This is a genomic window from Kitasatospora sp. NPDC059648 (genome assembly GCF_042734825.1).
Classification (GTDB): domain Bacteria; phylum Actinomycetota; class Actinomycetes; order Streptomycetales; family Streptomycetaceae; genus Kitasatospora.
Genome location: NZ_JBHWDU010000024.1, coordinates 42,333 through 57,996, shown reverse-complemented (window position 1 = coordinate 57,996; position 15,664 = coordinate 42,333). Strand labels below are relative to the sequence as shown.

At 72.8% G+C, this 15,664-nt stretch carries 11 protein-coding genes; 10 read left to right on the top strand and 1 reads right to left on the bottom strand.

The window, feature by feature from the left end:
- Positions 1 to 440 precede the first annotated feature (440 nt).
- The 7 genes from ACFV1W_RS17050 (at position 441) to ftsH (ending at position 11,113) form a co-directional block, all read left to right on the top strand.
- Positions 441 to 1,895 carry a hypothetical protein gene (locus ACFV1W_RS17050; protein ID WP_380417294.1) on the top strand — a complete coding sequence of 485 codons (1,455 nt, stop codon included), beginning with the start codon at positions 441 to 443 and terminating at the stop codon, positions 1,893 to 1,895.
- Positions 1,896 to 2,184: 289 nt separating this feature from the next.
- The gene (locus ACFV1W_RS17045; RefSeq protein WP_380417292.1) at positions 2,185 to 3,585 is read left to right on the top strand and encodes an ammonium transporter; all 1,401 of its coding nucleotides are present in this window, start codon (positions 2,185 to 2,187) and stop codon (positions 3,583 to 3,585) included.
- Complete coding sequence (locus ACFV1W_RS17040; protein ID WP_380417290.1) at positions 3,582 to 3,920, top strand: P-II family nitrogen regulator; 339 nt, start codon at positions 3,582 to 3,584, stop codon at positions 3,918 to 3,920. The genes ACFV1W_RS17045 and ACFV1W_RS17040 overlap by 4 nt, the downstream gene beginning before the upstream one ends.
- A 131-nt stretch (positions 3,921 to 4,051) precedes the next feature.
- Complete coding sequence (locus ACFV1W_RS17035; RefSeq protein WP_380417288.1) at positions 4,052 to 6,511, top strand: [protein-PII] uridylyltransferase; 2,460 nt, start codon at positions 4,052 to 4,054, stop codon at positions 6,509 to 6,511.
- 191 nt (positions 6,512 to 6,702) lie between these two features.
- Positions 6,703 to 8,268, top strand: coding sequence for a signal recognition particle protein (ffh, locus tag ACFV1W_RS17030; RefSeq protein ID WP_380417359.1), 1,566 nt, complete (start codon positions 6,703 to 6,705; stop codon positions 8,266 to 8,268).
- A gap of 157 nt (positions 8,269 to 8,425) precedes the next feature.
- Positions 8,426 to 8,950 (top strand): GNAT family N-acetyltransferase, encoded by a 525-nt coding sequence (locus ACFV1W_RS17025; protein ID WP_380417286.1) that lies wholly within the window; start codon positions 8,426 to 8,428, stop codon positions 8,948 to 8,950.
- A 240-nt stretch (positions 8,951 to 9,190) separates the two neighbouring features.
- Positions 9,191 to 11,113 carry an ATP-dependent zinc metalloprotease FtsH gene (ftsH, locus tag ACFV1W_RS17020; RefSeq protein WP_380417284.1) on the top strand — a complete coding sequence of 641 codons (1,923 nt, stop codon included), beginning with the start codon at positions 9,191 to 9,193 and terminating at the stop codon, positions 11,111 to 11,113.
- Between the two features lie 198 nt (positions 11,114 to 11,311).
- On the opposite strand, the gene ACFV1W_RS17015 is transcribed toward ftsH, so the two are convergent.
- Positions 11,312 to 12,016 (bottom strand): class I SAM-dependent methyltransferase, encoded by a 705-nt coding sequence (locus tag ACFV1W_RS17015; protein ID WP_380417282.1) that lies wholly within the window; start codon positions 12,014 to 12,016, stop codon positions 11,312 to 11,314.
- A 396-nt stretch (positions 12,017 to 12,412) separates the two neighbouring features.
- Here ACFV1W_RS17015 and proS point away from each other — a divergent pair, with 396 nt between their 5' ends.
- The 3 genes from proS (at position 12,413) to rpsP (ending at position 15,662) form a co-directional block, all read left to right on the top strand.
- Positions 12,413 to 13,825, top strand: coding sequence for a proline--tRNA ligase (gene proS / locus ACFV1W_RS17010; RefSeq protein WP_380417280.1), 1,413 nt, complete (start codon positions 12,413 to 12,415; stop codon positions 13,823 to 13,825).
- Positions 13,826 to 14,237: 412 nt separating this feature from the next.
- Positions 14,238 to 14,816 (top strand): hypothetical protein, encoded by a 579-nt coding sequence (locus ACFV1W_RS17005; RefSeq protein ID WP_380417278.1) that lies wholly within the window; start codon positions 14,238 to 14,240, stop codon positions 14,814 to 14,816.
- Positions 14,817 to 15,233: 417 nt separating this feature from the next.
- Positions 15,234 to 15,662 carry a 30S ribosomal protein S16 gene (gene rpsP, locus ACFV1W_RS17000; protein WP_196946892.1) on the top strand — a complete coding sequence of 143 codons (429 nt, stop codon included), beginning with the start codon at positions 15,234 to 15,236 and terminating at the stop codon, positions 15,660 to 15,662.
- Positions 15,663 to 15,664: the final 2 nt, after the last annotated feature.

Genomic DNA, 15,664 nt, shown 5'->3' with positions numbered 1-15,664 from the left:
GTGCGAGAGGCGGTTGCCGTCCCGAGTGGACGGCGAAATCGCTTGTGACTGCGGTGGATTGCGGAGTCTGCCGGGCCTTCCGGGGTTGGCCGGGGGACTTGGCGGCCCGCATATGCCGGACCGTCGCGCCTATCCAGTGAAGCGTGTGCCCCCTTGCTTCGGTTCACTCCTGGGGGTGGCGAAAGGTGGCGTTTCGCCAGGGCCGCTCCCACGGGTGCCTCCAGGGGCACTACGTTCAGCACACGGACGTCGCCGGGTTCCGTTCCGGCCCGTCGGGGAACGGGAGTTGGGGATCTGACGCACCGTCCACGACGATGGCACACCAGTGCGACGGGGCGGTACGCAGCACCTCAGGCACGGCACGTCTGGCAAGAGCCCGCAACCGTCGGGCGGTCACGATCGGGGGCCCCGCAGGGGCCGGGCGGGATGGGGACGTTCCCATGGCAGAGAAGCAACCCAACGAGAAGCTGACCACGTGGTTCGCCCGTAGCGGCTGGTCCAAGGGCGAGCTGGCCCGCCAGGTCAACCGCAGGGCCCGGCAGATCGGCGCCCACCACGTGTCCACCGACACCTCCCGGGTGCGCCGCTGGCTCGACGGCGAGCAGCCCCGGGAGCCGATCCCCAAGATCATGTCGGAGCTGTTCTCGGAGCGCTTCGGCTCGGTGGTCTCGATCGAGGACCTCGGCCTGCGCGCCGCGATCCCCGTCTCCACCGTCGGCGGCGGCGTGGACCTGCCGTGGAGCGGACCGCAGACCGTCCAGCTGATCAGCGACTACTCCCGCAGCGACCTGATGCTCAACCGCCGGGGCTTCCTCGGCACCTCGCTCGCGCTGACCGCCGGCGCCGCGCTGATCGAGCCGATGCAGCGCTGGCTCGCCCCCGGCCCGACCGGCGTGCCCACCCCGATCCTCACCGCGGCCAACGGAGGCGAGGCGTTCACCGGCCGGCTCTCCGAGCCCGAGCTGGAACTGCTGGAGCAGACCACGGTCATGTTCCGCCAGTGGGACGCCCAGAACGGCGGCGGGCTGCGCCGCAAGGCCGTGGTCGGCCAGCTCCACGAGGTCACCGACCTGCTCCAGGAGACGTACAGCGAGGACACCACCAAGCGGCTGTTCCGGCTCACCGCCGAACTCGCCCACCTGGCCGGCTGGATGTCCTACGACGTCGGGATGCACCCGAGCGCGCAGAAGTACTACGTGCTGGCGCTGCACGCGGCCAAGGAGGCCGGCGACCGCCCGTTCGGCGCGCTGATCCTCACCGACATGAGCCGCCAGATGATCCACCTCAACCGGGGCGAGGACGCCCTGGAGCTCATCCACCTGGCCCAGTACGGCAGCCGCGACACCGCCACCCCGCGCCAGCAGTCCCTGCTGTACGCGATGGAGGCGCGCGCCTACGCCACCATCGGTGAGGTCAACCGCTGCGCCCGGGCGATCCGGCTGGCCGAGGACACCTTCACCGACATCCGCGAGGGGGACGGCGAGCCGGACTGGCTGAAGTTCTTCTCGCCGGCCGAGCTGAACGCCGAGAACGCCCACTCGTACCGCGACCTGGCGTACCACTCGGACAACGCCCAGCTGTACGCCTCGCTGTCGGCGCCGGTGATGGAGCGCGCGGTCGACCTGTTCCGCCAGGACGAGGACCACGTCCGCTCGTATGCCTTCAACCTGATCGGCATGGCCAGCGTGCACCTGCTGCAGAAGGAGGCCGAGGAGGCCGTCCGGTACGCCGAGAAGGCGGTGGACATCGCGACCAAGGTGCGGTCGGAGCGACTGAACTCCCGGGTCCGCAAGACCACGGAGGCGGCTTCCGCCCGGTTCCGGGGCGTGGACGCGGTGAGCCGGCTCAAGGAGCGGGTGGTCCAGGACATTCCGGAGTTCGTCTCGGTGGTCTGAGCGATCCCCGGGCGGTGACGCCACCGACCGTGACGGCCGCCGCCGTCACGGTCGGTGGCGCTTTCGGCGACGGACCGTGCGGTGCGGCGGCACGGTAGCCCATCCGGCCCAGCGGCGGGGCCGTGGTTCACGCGCCCGTAACCCGCGCGTCGCACGCGTCACGGCCGTGAAACAACCGGTCGCACTGGCCGAAACCAGCCTTCGGCACTCTCCTGTTCATCGCCGACGCCCCGGGTGGCACGGGACAGGTACCCGGGGGTGGAGCGGCTTTCACGCAGAGGAGACGCCGATGCCGGACGGCTTCAGCGCGGGCGACACCGCCTTCGTGCTCATCAGTGCGGCCCTGGTCATGGTGATGACCCCGGGCCTGGCCTTCTTCTACGGGGGCATGGTCAGGGCCAAGAGCACCCTGAACATGCTGGCGATGAGCTTCCTCTCGCTCGGCATCGTCAGCGTGCTCTGGGTCCTGTACGGCTACTCGCTCAGCTTCGGGCCCGACGCGTTCGCCGGGCTCATCGGCAACCTGGACTTCCTCGGGATGCGCGGCATCGGGCTGAACGAGCTGACCGGTTCGATCCCGGTGACGGCGTTCGCGGTCTTCCAGCTGATGTTCGCGATCATCACCCCGGCGCTGATCAGCGGTGCCGTCGCGGACCGGGCCAAGTTCGCCGCCTGGGGCCTGTTCATCGCGCTCTGGGTGACGGTCGTCTACTTCCCGGTCGCGCACTGGGTCTTCTTCGTCGACAACGGCAACGGTGGCTGGCTGGGCGACAGAAACGGCGTGATCGACTTCGCCGGCGGCACGGCCGTGCACATCAACGCCGGTGTGGCGGGCCTCGCGCTCTGCCTGGTGCTGGGCAAGCGGGTCGGCTTCAAGAAGGACCCGATGCGCCCGCACAGCCTGCCGCTGGTGATGCTCGGCTCCGGACTGCTCTGGTTCGGCTGGTTCGGCTTCAACGCGGGCTCGGCGCTGGCCGCCAACGGCGTCGCCGCGATGGCGATGGTGAACACCCAGGTCGCCACCGGCGCGGCGCTGGTCGGCTGGCTGGTCTTCGAGAAGCTCAAGCACGGCGCGTTCACGACGCTGGGCGCTGCCTCCGGCGCGGTGGCCGGGCTGGTCGCGATCACCCCGGCCTGCGGTTCGGTCAGCCCGCTCGGCGCGGTGGCGATCGGCCTGATCGCGGGCGCGGTCTGCGCCGCCGCCGTCTCGCTCAAGTACCGCTGGGGCTTCGACGACTCGCTCGACGTGGTGGGCGTGCACGCGGTGGGCGGGGCGGTCGGCTCCCTGCTGATCGGCCTGTTCGCCACCGGTGGGGTCGGCCAGACCGCCAAGGGCCTGTTCTACGGCGGTGGGCCGGCCCAGCTCGGCAAGCAGGCGCTGGGCGTGGCGGTGGTCGCGGCGTACTCCTTCGTGCTGTCCTGGCTGCTGGCCAAGGCGGTCGACAAGCTGGTCGGCTTCCGGGTCCCCGAGGAGGTCGAGGTGGCCGGCATCGACCAGGCCGAACACGCCGAGTCCGCCTACGATTTCAGCGCTGTCGGCGCCGGCCTGGCCCGGGCGCTCCCGTCCTCGGGCCCCGGCACCGCGCCCGGCGGGAAGCCTGCGGCGAAGGCCGCGGGCAAGGCCGCCGGGAAGTCCGTTGAGAAGTCCGCCGAGAAGACTGCCGAGAAGACCGAGGTCGACGCCCGATGAAGCTCATCACCGCCGTGATCAAGCCGTACCGCCTGGACGAGGTGAAGGCCGCCCTGCAGGCCTTCGGGGTCCACGGCCTGACCGTCACCGAGGCCAGCGGCTACGGCCGCCAGCGCGGCCACACCGAGGTCTACCGGGGCGCCGAGTACACCGTGGACCTGGTGCCGAAGATCAGGATCGAGGTCCTGACCGAGGACGAGGACGCCGACGACCTGATCGACGTCCTGGTGAAGGCCGCGAGGACCGGGAAGATCGGCGACGGCAAGGTGTGGAGCATCCCGGTCGACACCGCCGTCCGGGTCCGCACCGGCGAACGCGGGCCCGACGCCCTGTGAGGCACTGAGCGGTCCGGCGGGCCCGCCCCTCCACGGGGCGCGGGTCCGCCGGTCGGCGTACCGGCGCCCGGGCCGCCGCCGCGGCCGTACGGGCGTCCAGGACCAACCGGCACCACGGACGGGACCCGCGCATGACCATCGAGACCAGCCCTTCCTCCGGCCCCCCGGACCCATCGGCCTACGCCTCGGCCCGGGCCGAGCTGCTGGAGCGGCCCGGGCTGACCGGCCGCCCGCGCCGCGCCGCGCTCGCCCGGCTCACCGACGACTGGCTGGCCGGACTGCTCGCCGAGGCCGGCGCCCCGTCGTCCGGCGTCGCGCTGGTCGCCGTCGGCGGCTACGGCCGGGGCGAGCTGTCCCCGCGCAGCGACCTCGACGTGCTGCTGCTGCACGACGGCCCGGTCGCCGCCGAACTGCCCGAGCGGATCTGGTACCCGGTCTGGGACACGGGCGCCAAGCTCGACCACTCGGTGCGTACCCCCGCCGAGGCCCGGGCGGTGGCCGCCGCCGACCTCAAGGCCCAGCTCGGCCTGCTGGACGCCCGCCACCTCGCCGGGGACGAGGCGCTCACCGCCGCGCTGCGCTCCGCGGTGCTCACCGACTGGCGCGCGAGCGCCCCCGCGCGCCTGCCCGAGCTGCGCGAGCTGGTCCGGGAGCGGGCCGAGCGGCACGGCGAGCTGTCCTTCCTGCTGGAGCCCGACCTGAAGGAGGCCCGCGGCGGCCTGCGCGACCTGGTCGCGCTCGACGCCGTCGCCGCGACCTGGCTCGCCGACGCGCCCCGGGACGGCCTGGAGGCCGCCGCACTGCGGCTCGCCGACGTCCGCGACGCGCTGCACCTGGCCACCGGCCGGGCCACCGAACGGCTCAGCCTCCAGGACCAGGACCAGGTCGCCGAGCGGCTCGGCGTGCTGGACGCCGACACCCTGCTGCGCCAGGTCTACGAGGCCGCCCGGACCATCGCCTACGCGAGCGACGTCACCTGGCGGGCGGTGGACCGGGTGCTCGCCGCCCGGTCCGGCCGGGGTCGCCGGGCGGGCCGGCCGGCCTTCCGGTTCGCCGGCGCCGGGCGCGGCACGGGCGCGGTGGCCCGGGGCGCCGTCGCCCGCCGTCCGCTCGCCGAGGGCGTGGTCGAGCAGGACGGCGAGGCGGTGCTCGCCCAGGGGGCCCGCCCGGCCGCCGACCCGGTACTGCCGCTGCGCGCCGCGGCCGCCGCCGCGCAGAACGGGCTGACCGTCTCGTACGCGACGGTGCGCCGGCTGGCCGCGGAGTGCCGGCCGCTGCCGGTGCCCTGGCCGGACGAGGCGCGCGATCTGCTGGTCACCCTGCTGGGGGCGGGGGAGGCGGCCGTCCCGGTGTGGGAAGCGCTGGAGGCGGAGGGGCTGGTCACCGGGCTGCTGCCGGACTGGGAGCGGGTGCGGTGCCGTCCGCAGCGCAACGCGGTGCACCGCTGGACGGTGGACCGGCACCTGGTGGAGACGGCCGTCCGGGCCGCCGCGATGACCCGCCGGGTGGCCCGGCCGGACCTGCTGCTGGTCGCCGCGCTGCTGCACGACATCGGCAAGGGCTGGCCCGGTGACCACAGCGAGGCCGGCGAGGTGATCGTCCGCGACCTGGCCACCCGGATGGGCTTCCCCGTCGAGGACACCGAGACCCTGGCGGTGCTGGTCCGCCACCACCTGACCCTGGTCGACACCGCGACCCGGCGCGACCCGGACGACCCGGCCACCGTGGAGGCGATCACCAAGGCGGTCGGCACCCTGCCGGAGCTGGAGCTGCTGCACGCGCTCACCGAGGCGGACGCGCTGGCCACCGGCCCGGCGGCGTGGAGCGGCTGGCGCGCCTCGCTGGTGGACGGCCTGGTGGCCCGGGCCGCCGCGCAGCTGGCCGGGGGCGGGGCCGCGCCGGGGGAGGCCGCGCCCTCGGCCCATCCGAACGCCGAGCAGGAACGGATCGCGGTCGAGGCCGCCCGCACCGGCGGCCCCGCGCTGTCCCTGCTGGCCCGGGCGGAGGGGGCGGAGCCGGGCAACGGGCCGATGGGCGTCGAACTGACCCTCGCCGTCCCGGACCGGCCCGGACTGCTCGGGACGGTGGCCGGCGTACTGGCGCTGCACCGGCTGACCGTCCGCTCGGCGGGCTTGCGCGAGCTGGACCCGGTCGGCTCCGGACCGGTGCTGCTGCTGACCTGGCGGGTGGCCGCGGAGTTCGGCGAGCTGCCGGAGGCGGCCCGGCTGCGCGCCGACCTGCGCCGGGCGCTGGACGGCTCGCTGGACGTCTCCCGCCGCCTCGCCGAGCGGGACGCCGCCGCCCCGCGCCGCAAGGGCATTCCCACCCCGCCGCCGCTGGTCGCGGTGGCGCCCGCGGTGGTCTCGGCGACCGCGACGGTGCTGGAGGTCCGCGCCCACGACGCCCCCGGGCTGCTGCACCGGATCGGCCGGGCGCTGGACGGGGCGGGCGTCCGGGTGCGTACCGCGCACGTCTCCACGCTGGGCGCGGAGGCCGTCGACTCCTTCTACCTGACCGATCCGGCGGGGTGTCCGCTCAGCCCCGGGCGGGCCGGGGAGGTCGCGGCGGCGGTCCGGGCGGCGCTGGCCTGAGGGGTGGGCCGGGGCTGCTCCCGGGCCGGTCCGGGGCGCTCCGGGGCCCGTCCGGAGCTGCTCCCCGGGCCGGCTCCCCGGTCCGGCCCTGAGGCTTCCGTCACGGGGGTGGAGACCGTACCCGGGGTGGCCGGATACCCTGGGGGACGACGACCGTACCGATACCGATGCCGCAGAGGACCCGCGCCGACGTGTTCGACACCCTTTCCGATCGCCTCGCAGCGACGTTCAAGAACCTCCGGGGCAAGGGCCGCCTGAGCGAGGCGGACATCGACGCCACCGCCCGCGAGATCCGCATCGCGCTGCTGGAGGCGGACGTCGCGCTGCCGGTCGTCCGGGCCTTCATCAAGCAGGTCAAGGAGCGGGCGCTCGGCGCCGAGGTCTCCGGCGCGCTGAACCCGGCGCAGCAGATCATCAAGATCGTCAACGAGGAGCTCATCGCGATCCTCGGCGGCGAGACCCGCCGGGTGCGGTTCGCCAAGAGCGGCCCGACGGTCATCATGCTCGCCGGTCTGCAGGGTGCCGGTAAGACCACCCTCGCGGGCAAGCTCGGCCACTGGCTGCAGAAGCAGAAGCACACCCCGCTGCTGGTCGCCTGCGACCTCCAGCGCCCCAACGCCGTCAACCAGCTCCAGGTGATGGCCGAGCGGGCGGGCGTGGCCTTCTACGGCCCGCAGCCGGGCAACGGCGTCGGCGACCCGGTGCAGGTGGCCAAGGACTCGATCGAGTACGCCAAGCAGAAGCAGTACGACGTCGTCATCGTCGACACCGCCGGCCGCCTGGGCATCGACGCCGAGCTGATGCAGCAGGCCGCGGACATCCGCGCCGCGGTGAACCCGGACGAGGTCCTGTTCGTCGTCGACGCGATGATCGGCCAGGACGCGGTGACCACCGCGCAGGCCTTCCTCGACGGCGTCGACTTCACCGGCGTGGTGCTCTCCAAGCTCGACGGCGACGCCCGCGGCGGTGCCGCCCTGTCGGTCGCGCACGTCACCGGCCGGCAGATCATGTTCGCCTCCAACGGCGAGAAGGTCGACGACTTCGACGCCTTCCACCCGGACCGGATGGCCTCGCGCATCCTGGGCATGGGTGACGTCCTCTCGCTGATCGAGAAGGCCGAGCAGACCTTCTCGCAGGCCGAGGCCGAGAAGATCGCCGCCAAGCTGCGCGGCGGCCCCAAGGCGTTCACCCTGGACGACTTCCTGTCGCAGCTGGAGCAGGTCCAGAAGATGGGCTCGATCTCCAAGCTGCTCGGCATGCTGCCCGGCATGGGCCAGATCCGCGAGCAGATCAACAACATCGACGACAAGGACGTCAACCGGGTCGGCGCGATCATCAAGTCGATGACCCCGGCCGAGCGCGCCGAGCCGGAGCTGATCAACGGCTCCCGCCGGGCCCGCATCGCCAAGGGTTCGGGCGTCCAGGTCGGCGAGGTCAAGAACCTGGTCGAGCGGTTCTTCGACGCCCGCAAGATGATGTCCGCGATGGCCTCCGGCAAGGGCATGCCCGGCATGCCGGGGATCCCGGGCATGGGCGGCGGCGCGAAGAAGTCCGCCAAGAAGGCCCCGCAGGCCAAGGGCAAGCGCAAGAGCGGCAACCCGCTGAAGCGCGCGCAGGAGGAGGCCGCGGCCGCCGAGCGCCGTGCGCTCGGCGCGGGCGGCGGCCAGGGCCCGGCCGACGGCGGCGCGTTCGGCCTCGGGGCGGGCAAGGGTCCGGCAGACTTCGAGCTGCCCAAGGAGTTCAAGGACATGCTGTAGCCCTCGGCGGTGCTCGGCAGCCGTCGGCCCGAGCGCCGGTGAGCGGCGCCGTCCGGTCCTGATCGGCCCGTCGTCCGGTGTTTCCGGGCGGCGGGCCGGTCGTGTGTCCGAGGCGGGTGCCGTGTCCGGGAACGCCGCAGTGTCCGATGATGTCGGCATGCGAGTGATGATCAGGGCCCCGAGGGCCGAGGACGAGGTTCTGTACGCGGAGGCGGTCCGTCGGTCCGCCGAGCACATCGGGCGGTGGAACCCGGTCGAGCCGGACGGGCTGCCGGAGCTCCTGAGCCGCCAGGGCGCGGGCCTGCGCACCTTCCTGATCTTCGACCGGGACACCGGCGGGCTGGTCGGCAAGGTGAACGTCGCCAACATCGTGATGGGCCGGTTCTGCAACGCCACGCTGGGCTACGACTCCTACCTGCCGTACGCCGGCACCGGGCGGATGTCCGAGGGACTGCGGCTGATCCTGGACCGCTGCTTCGCCCCGCAGTCGGCCGACGGGCTGGGCCTGCACCGGCTGGAGATCAACGTGCAGCCGGAGAACGAGCGCTCCATCGCGATGGCCAAGCGGCTGGGCTTCCGGCACGAGGGCTTCACGCCGCGGATGCTGTTCCTGCAGGGGGACTGGCGGGACCACGAGCGGTTCGCGCTGACGGCCGAGGAGTGGCCGGGCGCGGAGGGCTGACGGCCGAGGGGCGGCCGGGCGCGGAGGGCCTCCGGCCGAGGGGTGGCCGGGCGGCGCGGGCTGACGGCCGAGGGGTGGCCGGGCGGCGCGGGCTGACGGCCGAGGGGTGGCCGGGCGGCGCGGCCCGGCTGTTGTCGATGCGGCATATCCGCTGGTCGGAGGCCTCGGTGCGGCCGTACGGCCGGTCCGGCGCGGCGTTGCGGTTGGCCCGCCCGAGTGCCTGTCCGTATCGTCCGGTGGGTGACCGAACCCGTACCGCCGCGCCAGACCCCCGACCAGCCCTGGCGGTCCGAGGGCGCCCCGCCCCCGCCACCACCCCGCGGCCGGATGCCCGGCGGCTGGGCGGGCCTCGTCCTCACCGCACTCGTGGTGTTCGTGATCTCCGACCTGCTGCTGTCGTTCTTCGGCAACCAGGGTGCCACCACGATCTCCTACACCGAGTTCAACAACCAGCTGAACAAGGGCAACATCACCAAGATCTACGCCAAGGGCGACGCGATCGAGGGCACCCTCAAGAGCGCCCAGCCCAAACCCGACGGCGGCAAGGGCGACTACACGGAGTTCGACACCCAGCGCCCCTCCTTCGCGGGCGACAACCTGTGGACCACCCTGCAACAGCAGGGCGTCGAGGTCACCGCCACCTCGCCGGTCCAGCAGCGCAGCTTCCTCACCAACCTGCTGCTCTCGCTCGCTCCGATGCTGCTGCTGGTCTTCGTCTGGGTGCTGCTCGCCCGCCGGATGTCCGGCGGCCTCGGCGCCGGACCGCTCGGCCGCAAGGCCCCGCCCAAGCCGGTCACCGCCGAGCAGGGCAAGCGCACCACCTTCGCCGACGTGGCAGGCATCGACGAGGTCGAGGCCGAACTCACGGAGGTGGTCGACTACTTGAAGAACCCCGAGCGGTACCGCAGGCTCGGAGCCAAGATGCCGCGCGGGGTCCTGCTCAGCGGCCCGCCCGGGACGGGCAAGACCCTGCTGGCCCGGGCCGTGGCAGGCGAGGCGGACGTGCCGTTCTTCTCCGCCTCTGCCTCCGAGTTCATCGAGATGATCGTCGGCGTCGGCGCCAGCCGGGTCCGCGAACTGTTCGCCGAGGCCCGCAAGGTCGCCCCGGCGATCATCTTCATCGACGAGATCGACACCATCGGCCGCCAGCGCGGCGCCGGCGGCGGCATGGGCGGGCACGACGAGCGCGAGCAGACGCTCAACCAGATCCTCACCGAGATGGACGGCTTCACCGGCTCCGAGGGCGTCATCGTGATCGCCGCCACCAACCGGGCCGACGTGCTCGACCCGGCGCTGCTGCGCCCCGGCCGCTTCGACCGCCGGATCACCGTCAGCCCGCCCGACCGGGAGGGCCGCGCGGCCATCCTGCGCATCCACACCCGGGCCGTTCCGCTGGCCGGCGACACCGACCTCCACCAGCTGGCCAAGGTCACCCCCGGGATGACCGGCGCCGAACTCGCCAACCTGGTCAACGAGGCCGCCCTGCTGGCCGTCAAGCGGGATCAGGACGCGGTCAACGAGCGGGACCTCTCGGACGCCCTGGAGAAGGTCCAACTCGGTGCCGTTCGGCCGCTGGTGATGCCGCAGGAGGAGCGCGAGCGGACGGCGTACCACGAGAGCGGGCACGCGCTGCTGGGCATGCTCCAGTCGGGTGCGGACCCGGTCCGCAAGATCACCATCGTGCCGCGCGGCCGCGCCCTCGGCGTCACCCTCTCCACCCCGGAGAACGACCGCTACTCGTACACCGAGCCCTACCTGCGCGGCCGGATCATCGGCGCGCTGGGCGGGATGGCGGCCGAGCAGGTGGTCTACGGGGTGATCACCACCGGCGCGGAGAGCGACCTGGAGCAGGTCACCAACATCGCCCGCGGGATGGCCGGGCGCTGGGGGATGAGCGAGCGGGTCGGCCGGCTCACCGCGGTGCCCTCGGACGCGCAGGGCGCGTACGGGCTCTCGGCGGCGCCGACCACGCTCGACGCGGTGGACGAGGAGGCCCGGCGGATCGTCGCCGAGTGCTACGAGGACGCGGTGCGGATCCTGGCCGAGCAGCGGCACCGGCTGGACGCGCTGGCGGCGGCGCTGCTGGAGGCGGAGACGCTGGACGAGGAGGCGGCCTACCGGGCGGCGGGGGTGCCGCGCGGGGCGTCCGAGGAGGAGGTGTGACGCGCGGGGCGTGAAAGATGGGCCGGGGGCGCTCGCCTTGGTAGCGGGCGCCCCCGGTTTCGGGCGTCCGGCTCGTGTGCTCGGTTCGGTGTCTCCAGCTCGGTGTGTTCGGTCGGGTGTCCTCGGTTCGGTGTGCTCCGTCGGGTGTCCTCGGCTCCGTGCGTCGCCCTTCGTCGCTGCCTTCGTACGTCGCCGTCCTCAGCGCGGTCGCTCGGCGACCAGGTAGCGGAAGACGTTCTCCATCCGGACCGAGCCGTCCGGGCGCAGGTAGGGCTGCAGCGACTCCTCCAGCTCCTTGGCCACCAGCGCGGCGCCGGAGAACTCCTCGGCCGCCTCGAACAGCCCGGTGGAGAGCAGACCCCGCACCGCGCTGTCGAGGTCCGGGTAGGCGAACGGGCAGCTGACCCGCCCGCTCCCGGCCGGACGCAGGCCGACCGGGGCGAGCAGGTCCTCCAGCGCGCCCGGTGTGCTCAGCTCGAACGGGTCGCGCGCGGTGGTCCGTCCCGCCATCCGACGGGCCGCGTCCAGCACCGGCGCGCTCTCGCAGCGCTCCTGCGGGCCCCAGGCGGCGAGCACCACGTGGCCCCCCGGAAGGGTGAGTCGGGCGGCCTCGGCGACCACCCGGCCCGGATCGGCGGCGCCGGGCAGCTGGTCGAAAACCGTCACCAGCGAATGGGCCGAGCGGGGGACGGCGGCGGCCGGCCGGCCCCCCGCGCACACCCGCAGCCGACGGCCCCGGGCCAGCTCGCGCAGCTCCTCCCGCGGCTCCTGTCCGGATACCTGGGCGCCCCGCCCGGCGGCGAGCAGCAGGGCCAGTCCGGACCGGCAGCCCAGGCCCAGCACGCTGCTCGCCGGGCCGACCTCCAGGCGGTCGTACACCGCCTCGTAGAGCGGCACCAGCATGCGTTCCTGGATCTCCGCCCAGTCGCGCGCCCGCGCGGGCCCGGCGGCCCCCTGCTGCGGGTGGTGCGGTCGTGCGCCCGTCGGTCGTGCGTCCGCTGGTCGTGCGTCCGCCGGTCGTGCGTCCGCTGGTCGTGCGGTCGTGCCGGTCGTCCGAGCTGAAGCCATCGCGGCCTCCCATCCGGTCCTTCGGTGTGCTGCTACGGCTCCCCCAAAGTCCCGCCCCACTCCAGCGAACAGCGGGTCGGGCCCGGCGTCCAGAGGGGTGCAGGGTGGTGCGGGCGTGTCGCGGTCGTGCGCCCCCTGCGGGCGGCGTTCCGCGGCCGCGGACGTGTCTCCCTTCGTGCGGGTGTGATGGCGATTCGAAGTGAGGGCGTCGCTCCCCGTACCATTCCGCCCATGGCTAAGGCACCCGTTCTCACCCCTCAGGCGGAAGACTTCCCGCGCTGGTACCAGGACCTCATCAACAAGGCCGAGCTTGCCGACAACGGTCCGGTGCGCGGCACCATGGTCATCCGACCGTACGGCTACGGCCTGTGGGAGCGGATGCAGCAGGAGATGGACGCGCGCATCAAGAAGGCGGGCGCCCAGAACGCCTACTTCCCGATGTTCATCCCGCAGTCCTACCTGACCAAGGAGGCCGAGCACGTCGAGGGCTTCGCCCCCGAGCTCGCGGTGGTCACGCACGGTGGCGGCAAGCAGCTGGAGGAGCCGGTCGTCGTCCGGCCCACCTCCGAGACGATCATCAACGAGTACTTCTCGAAGTGGGTGCAGAGCCACCGCGACCTGCCCCTCCTGATCAACCAGTGGGCCAACGTGGTCCGTTGGGAGCTGCGCCCGCGCGTCTTCCTGCGCACCACCGAGTTCCTCTGGCAGGAGGGCCACACGGCCCACGCCACCTACGAGGACGCCCGCGACTACGCGTCGATGATCCACACCCAGGTCTACGGCGACTTCATGACCAACGTGCTCGGCATCGACGTCGTGCTCGGCCGCAAGACCGCCAAGGAGCGCTTCGCCGGCGCCATCAACACCCTCACCCTTGAGGGCATGATGGGCGACGGCAAGGCGCTGCAGATGGGCACCAGCCACGAGCTGGGCCAGAACTTCGCCAAGGCGTTCAACACCACCTACCAGCTGCAGGGCGCCGAGCGCGAGCACGTCTGGCAGACCTCCTGGGGCGTCTCGACCCGCATGGTCGGCGGCCTGATCATGTCCCACGGCGACGACAACGGCCTGCGGGTGCCCCCGCGCCTGGCCGCGGTCCAGGCCGTGGTGCTGGCCATCAAGGGCGACGACGCGGTCATCGCCAAGGTCCGCGAGATCGGTGCCCGGCTGGAGGCCGCCGGTGTCCGCGTGGTGGTCGACGACCGCACCGACACCCCCTTCGGCCGCCGCGCCGTCGACTGGGAGCTCAAGGGCGTTCCGCTGCGCATCGAGGTCGGCCCGCGCGACCTGGAGAACGGCACCGCGATGCTGGCCCGCCGCATCCCGGGCGGCAAGGAGCCGGTCTCCATCGACGCCCTGGCCGCGCTGCTGCCGGGCATCCTGGAGGAGGACCAGGCGCTGCTGCTGCGCCAGTCCCGCGAGCGCCGCGAGGCCCGCACCGTCGATGTCAAGACCCTGGACGAGGCCGTCGAGGCCGCCGCGACCGGCTGGGGCCGGATCTCCTGGGCCGACCTCGGCGCGGAGGGCGAGGCCAAGCTGGCCGAGCAGGGCGTCACGGTGCGCTGCATCGTGGCGGCCGACGGTTCGGTGCCGCAGGCGGACGACCAGGACGGCAATATCGCGATCGTCGCGCGTGCGTACTGATGTCGGCAGCCTTGTCGATCGTCGGCGGGTAATGACCGTTACCGGCGACATTTGCCCGGAATGCGGGTGGGTAAGAATCCGGTAACTCTGCCGGAGGAGTCCGGGAAGCGGACATCCCTACTGGCCGGTCAACTGCCGGTATTAACGGAATAGCGGTACGGTGTACGGCCCGTGGCCCTGTCAACTTCGGCAGGTCCACGGGCCGTGCGTCCAGGGGCGACAGCCCGCTCCCGGACGGAATTCCACGAGGCCCGCCGACGCTGCGACGGGCCGAAACCGGCAGGGGGTTGGTCTTGCGTCAGATCCGGAACGCGCAATTCGCGCACAGTCGGGCATTCCTGGGAGTTCCCTGGGAATTCCCGGAGAACGGGAACATGCGGAACATCGGCTCGCCCTGCATCGTTGGTCTAGCGTGAGCACGACACAGCCCCTCGTCCTCGCGGCCGAACTGGCCGCCGCCTGGAGTGACATCCAGGCCCACCACCAGGACCTCCCCGACCTCGCCTCACCCGAGGCGCTGATCGGCGAGTCCTCCTCGGCCTGTGGCACGCGGCTCGGTTTCGAGCGGCTCCTCCACGAGGCTGCCCATGGTCTGGCCGCGGCCCGGGACATCCGGGACACCTCGCGGGCCGGCCGCTACCACAACCGGCGCTTCCTGATGCTCGCCTCCGAGCTGGGTCTGGCGCACCCGGTCGAGCCGCACGCCAGCAGCGGCTTCTCCCAGGTGACCATGCTCAAGGAGACGCAGGAGCGCTACGCCGAGACCATCGAGCGCCTGGAGCGCGCCCTGGGTGCGCACCAGGAAGCGGTGACCGGCGACGGCACGAACCGTGCCTTCCGCGGGCCGGCCGCCAGGCACGGCTCCTCCGGAGGCGGCGTCCGGGTCAAGGCGGTTTGCGGCTGCGGACGCAACGTCCGGGTCGTGCCGTCGGTGCTCGCCCAGGCGTCCATCGTCTGCGGCGCGTGCCAGCAGCCGTTCAAGATCGCGTAATCCGGCGCCGGGACCGGTCGGCGACTGTGCGGGCAGTCGGTACGGCCGGGGTGATCGGCACCGGTGGCGTCGACGCCGGTGACCTGGACGGTGACATCGGTGACACGGTGGATCTGTGGGCTGACCGGGAGCGGGGGCTCCCGGTCGTGCCCTGAGCGGTCCGGGATCCGTTGGGGCCCGCCTCTCGGCTTCTCCGTGCCCTGTGCCGGGGCTTTCGTGCCCTGCGCCGGGGCTTTCCCCGTGACGGCCGGGTGAAGAGCGTCCACGCCGGTATGGCAGAATGGACAGCTGAGTACTCGGCAGCCGGGCAGGACCCCTCTCTCCTACGGCTGGCGTGTCCCTTGAACGGCCTGCCCCGCAACCCCACGCGGACGGCGAGGCCGCTCACCCACGTCAACACCAGGAGAATCCACTCCCGTGGCAGTCAAGATCAAGCTGAAGCGTCTCGGCAAGATTCGCTCCCCGCACTACCGCATCGTCGTCGCCGACGCCCGCACCAAGCGTGACGGTCGCGCGATCGAGGAGATCGGCATCTACCAGCCGACCTACAACCCCTCGAAGATCGAGGTCGACAGCGACCGCGCCCAGTACTGGCTGTCCGTCGGCGCCCAGCCGACCGAGCCGGTGCTCGCCATCCTCAAGCTGACCGGCGACTGGCAGAAGTTCAAGGGCCTGCCGGCTCCGGAGCCGCTGAAGGTCGCCGAGCCCAAGGTCGAGGACTTCTCGCACCTGTTCGCGAAGGCCGTCGCCGGCTTCGAGGACGCCACCACCGGTGTCGCCATCACCCCGAAGGCCAAGAAGTCGGACAAGGCCGAGGCTGAGGCCGACGCCGCCGCCGAGGCCTGATC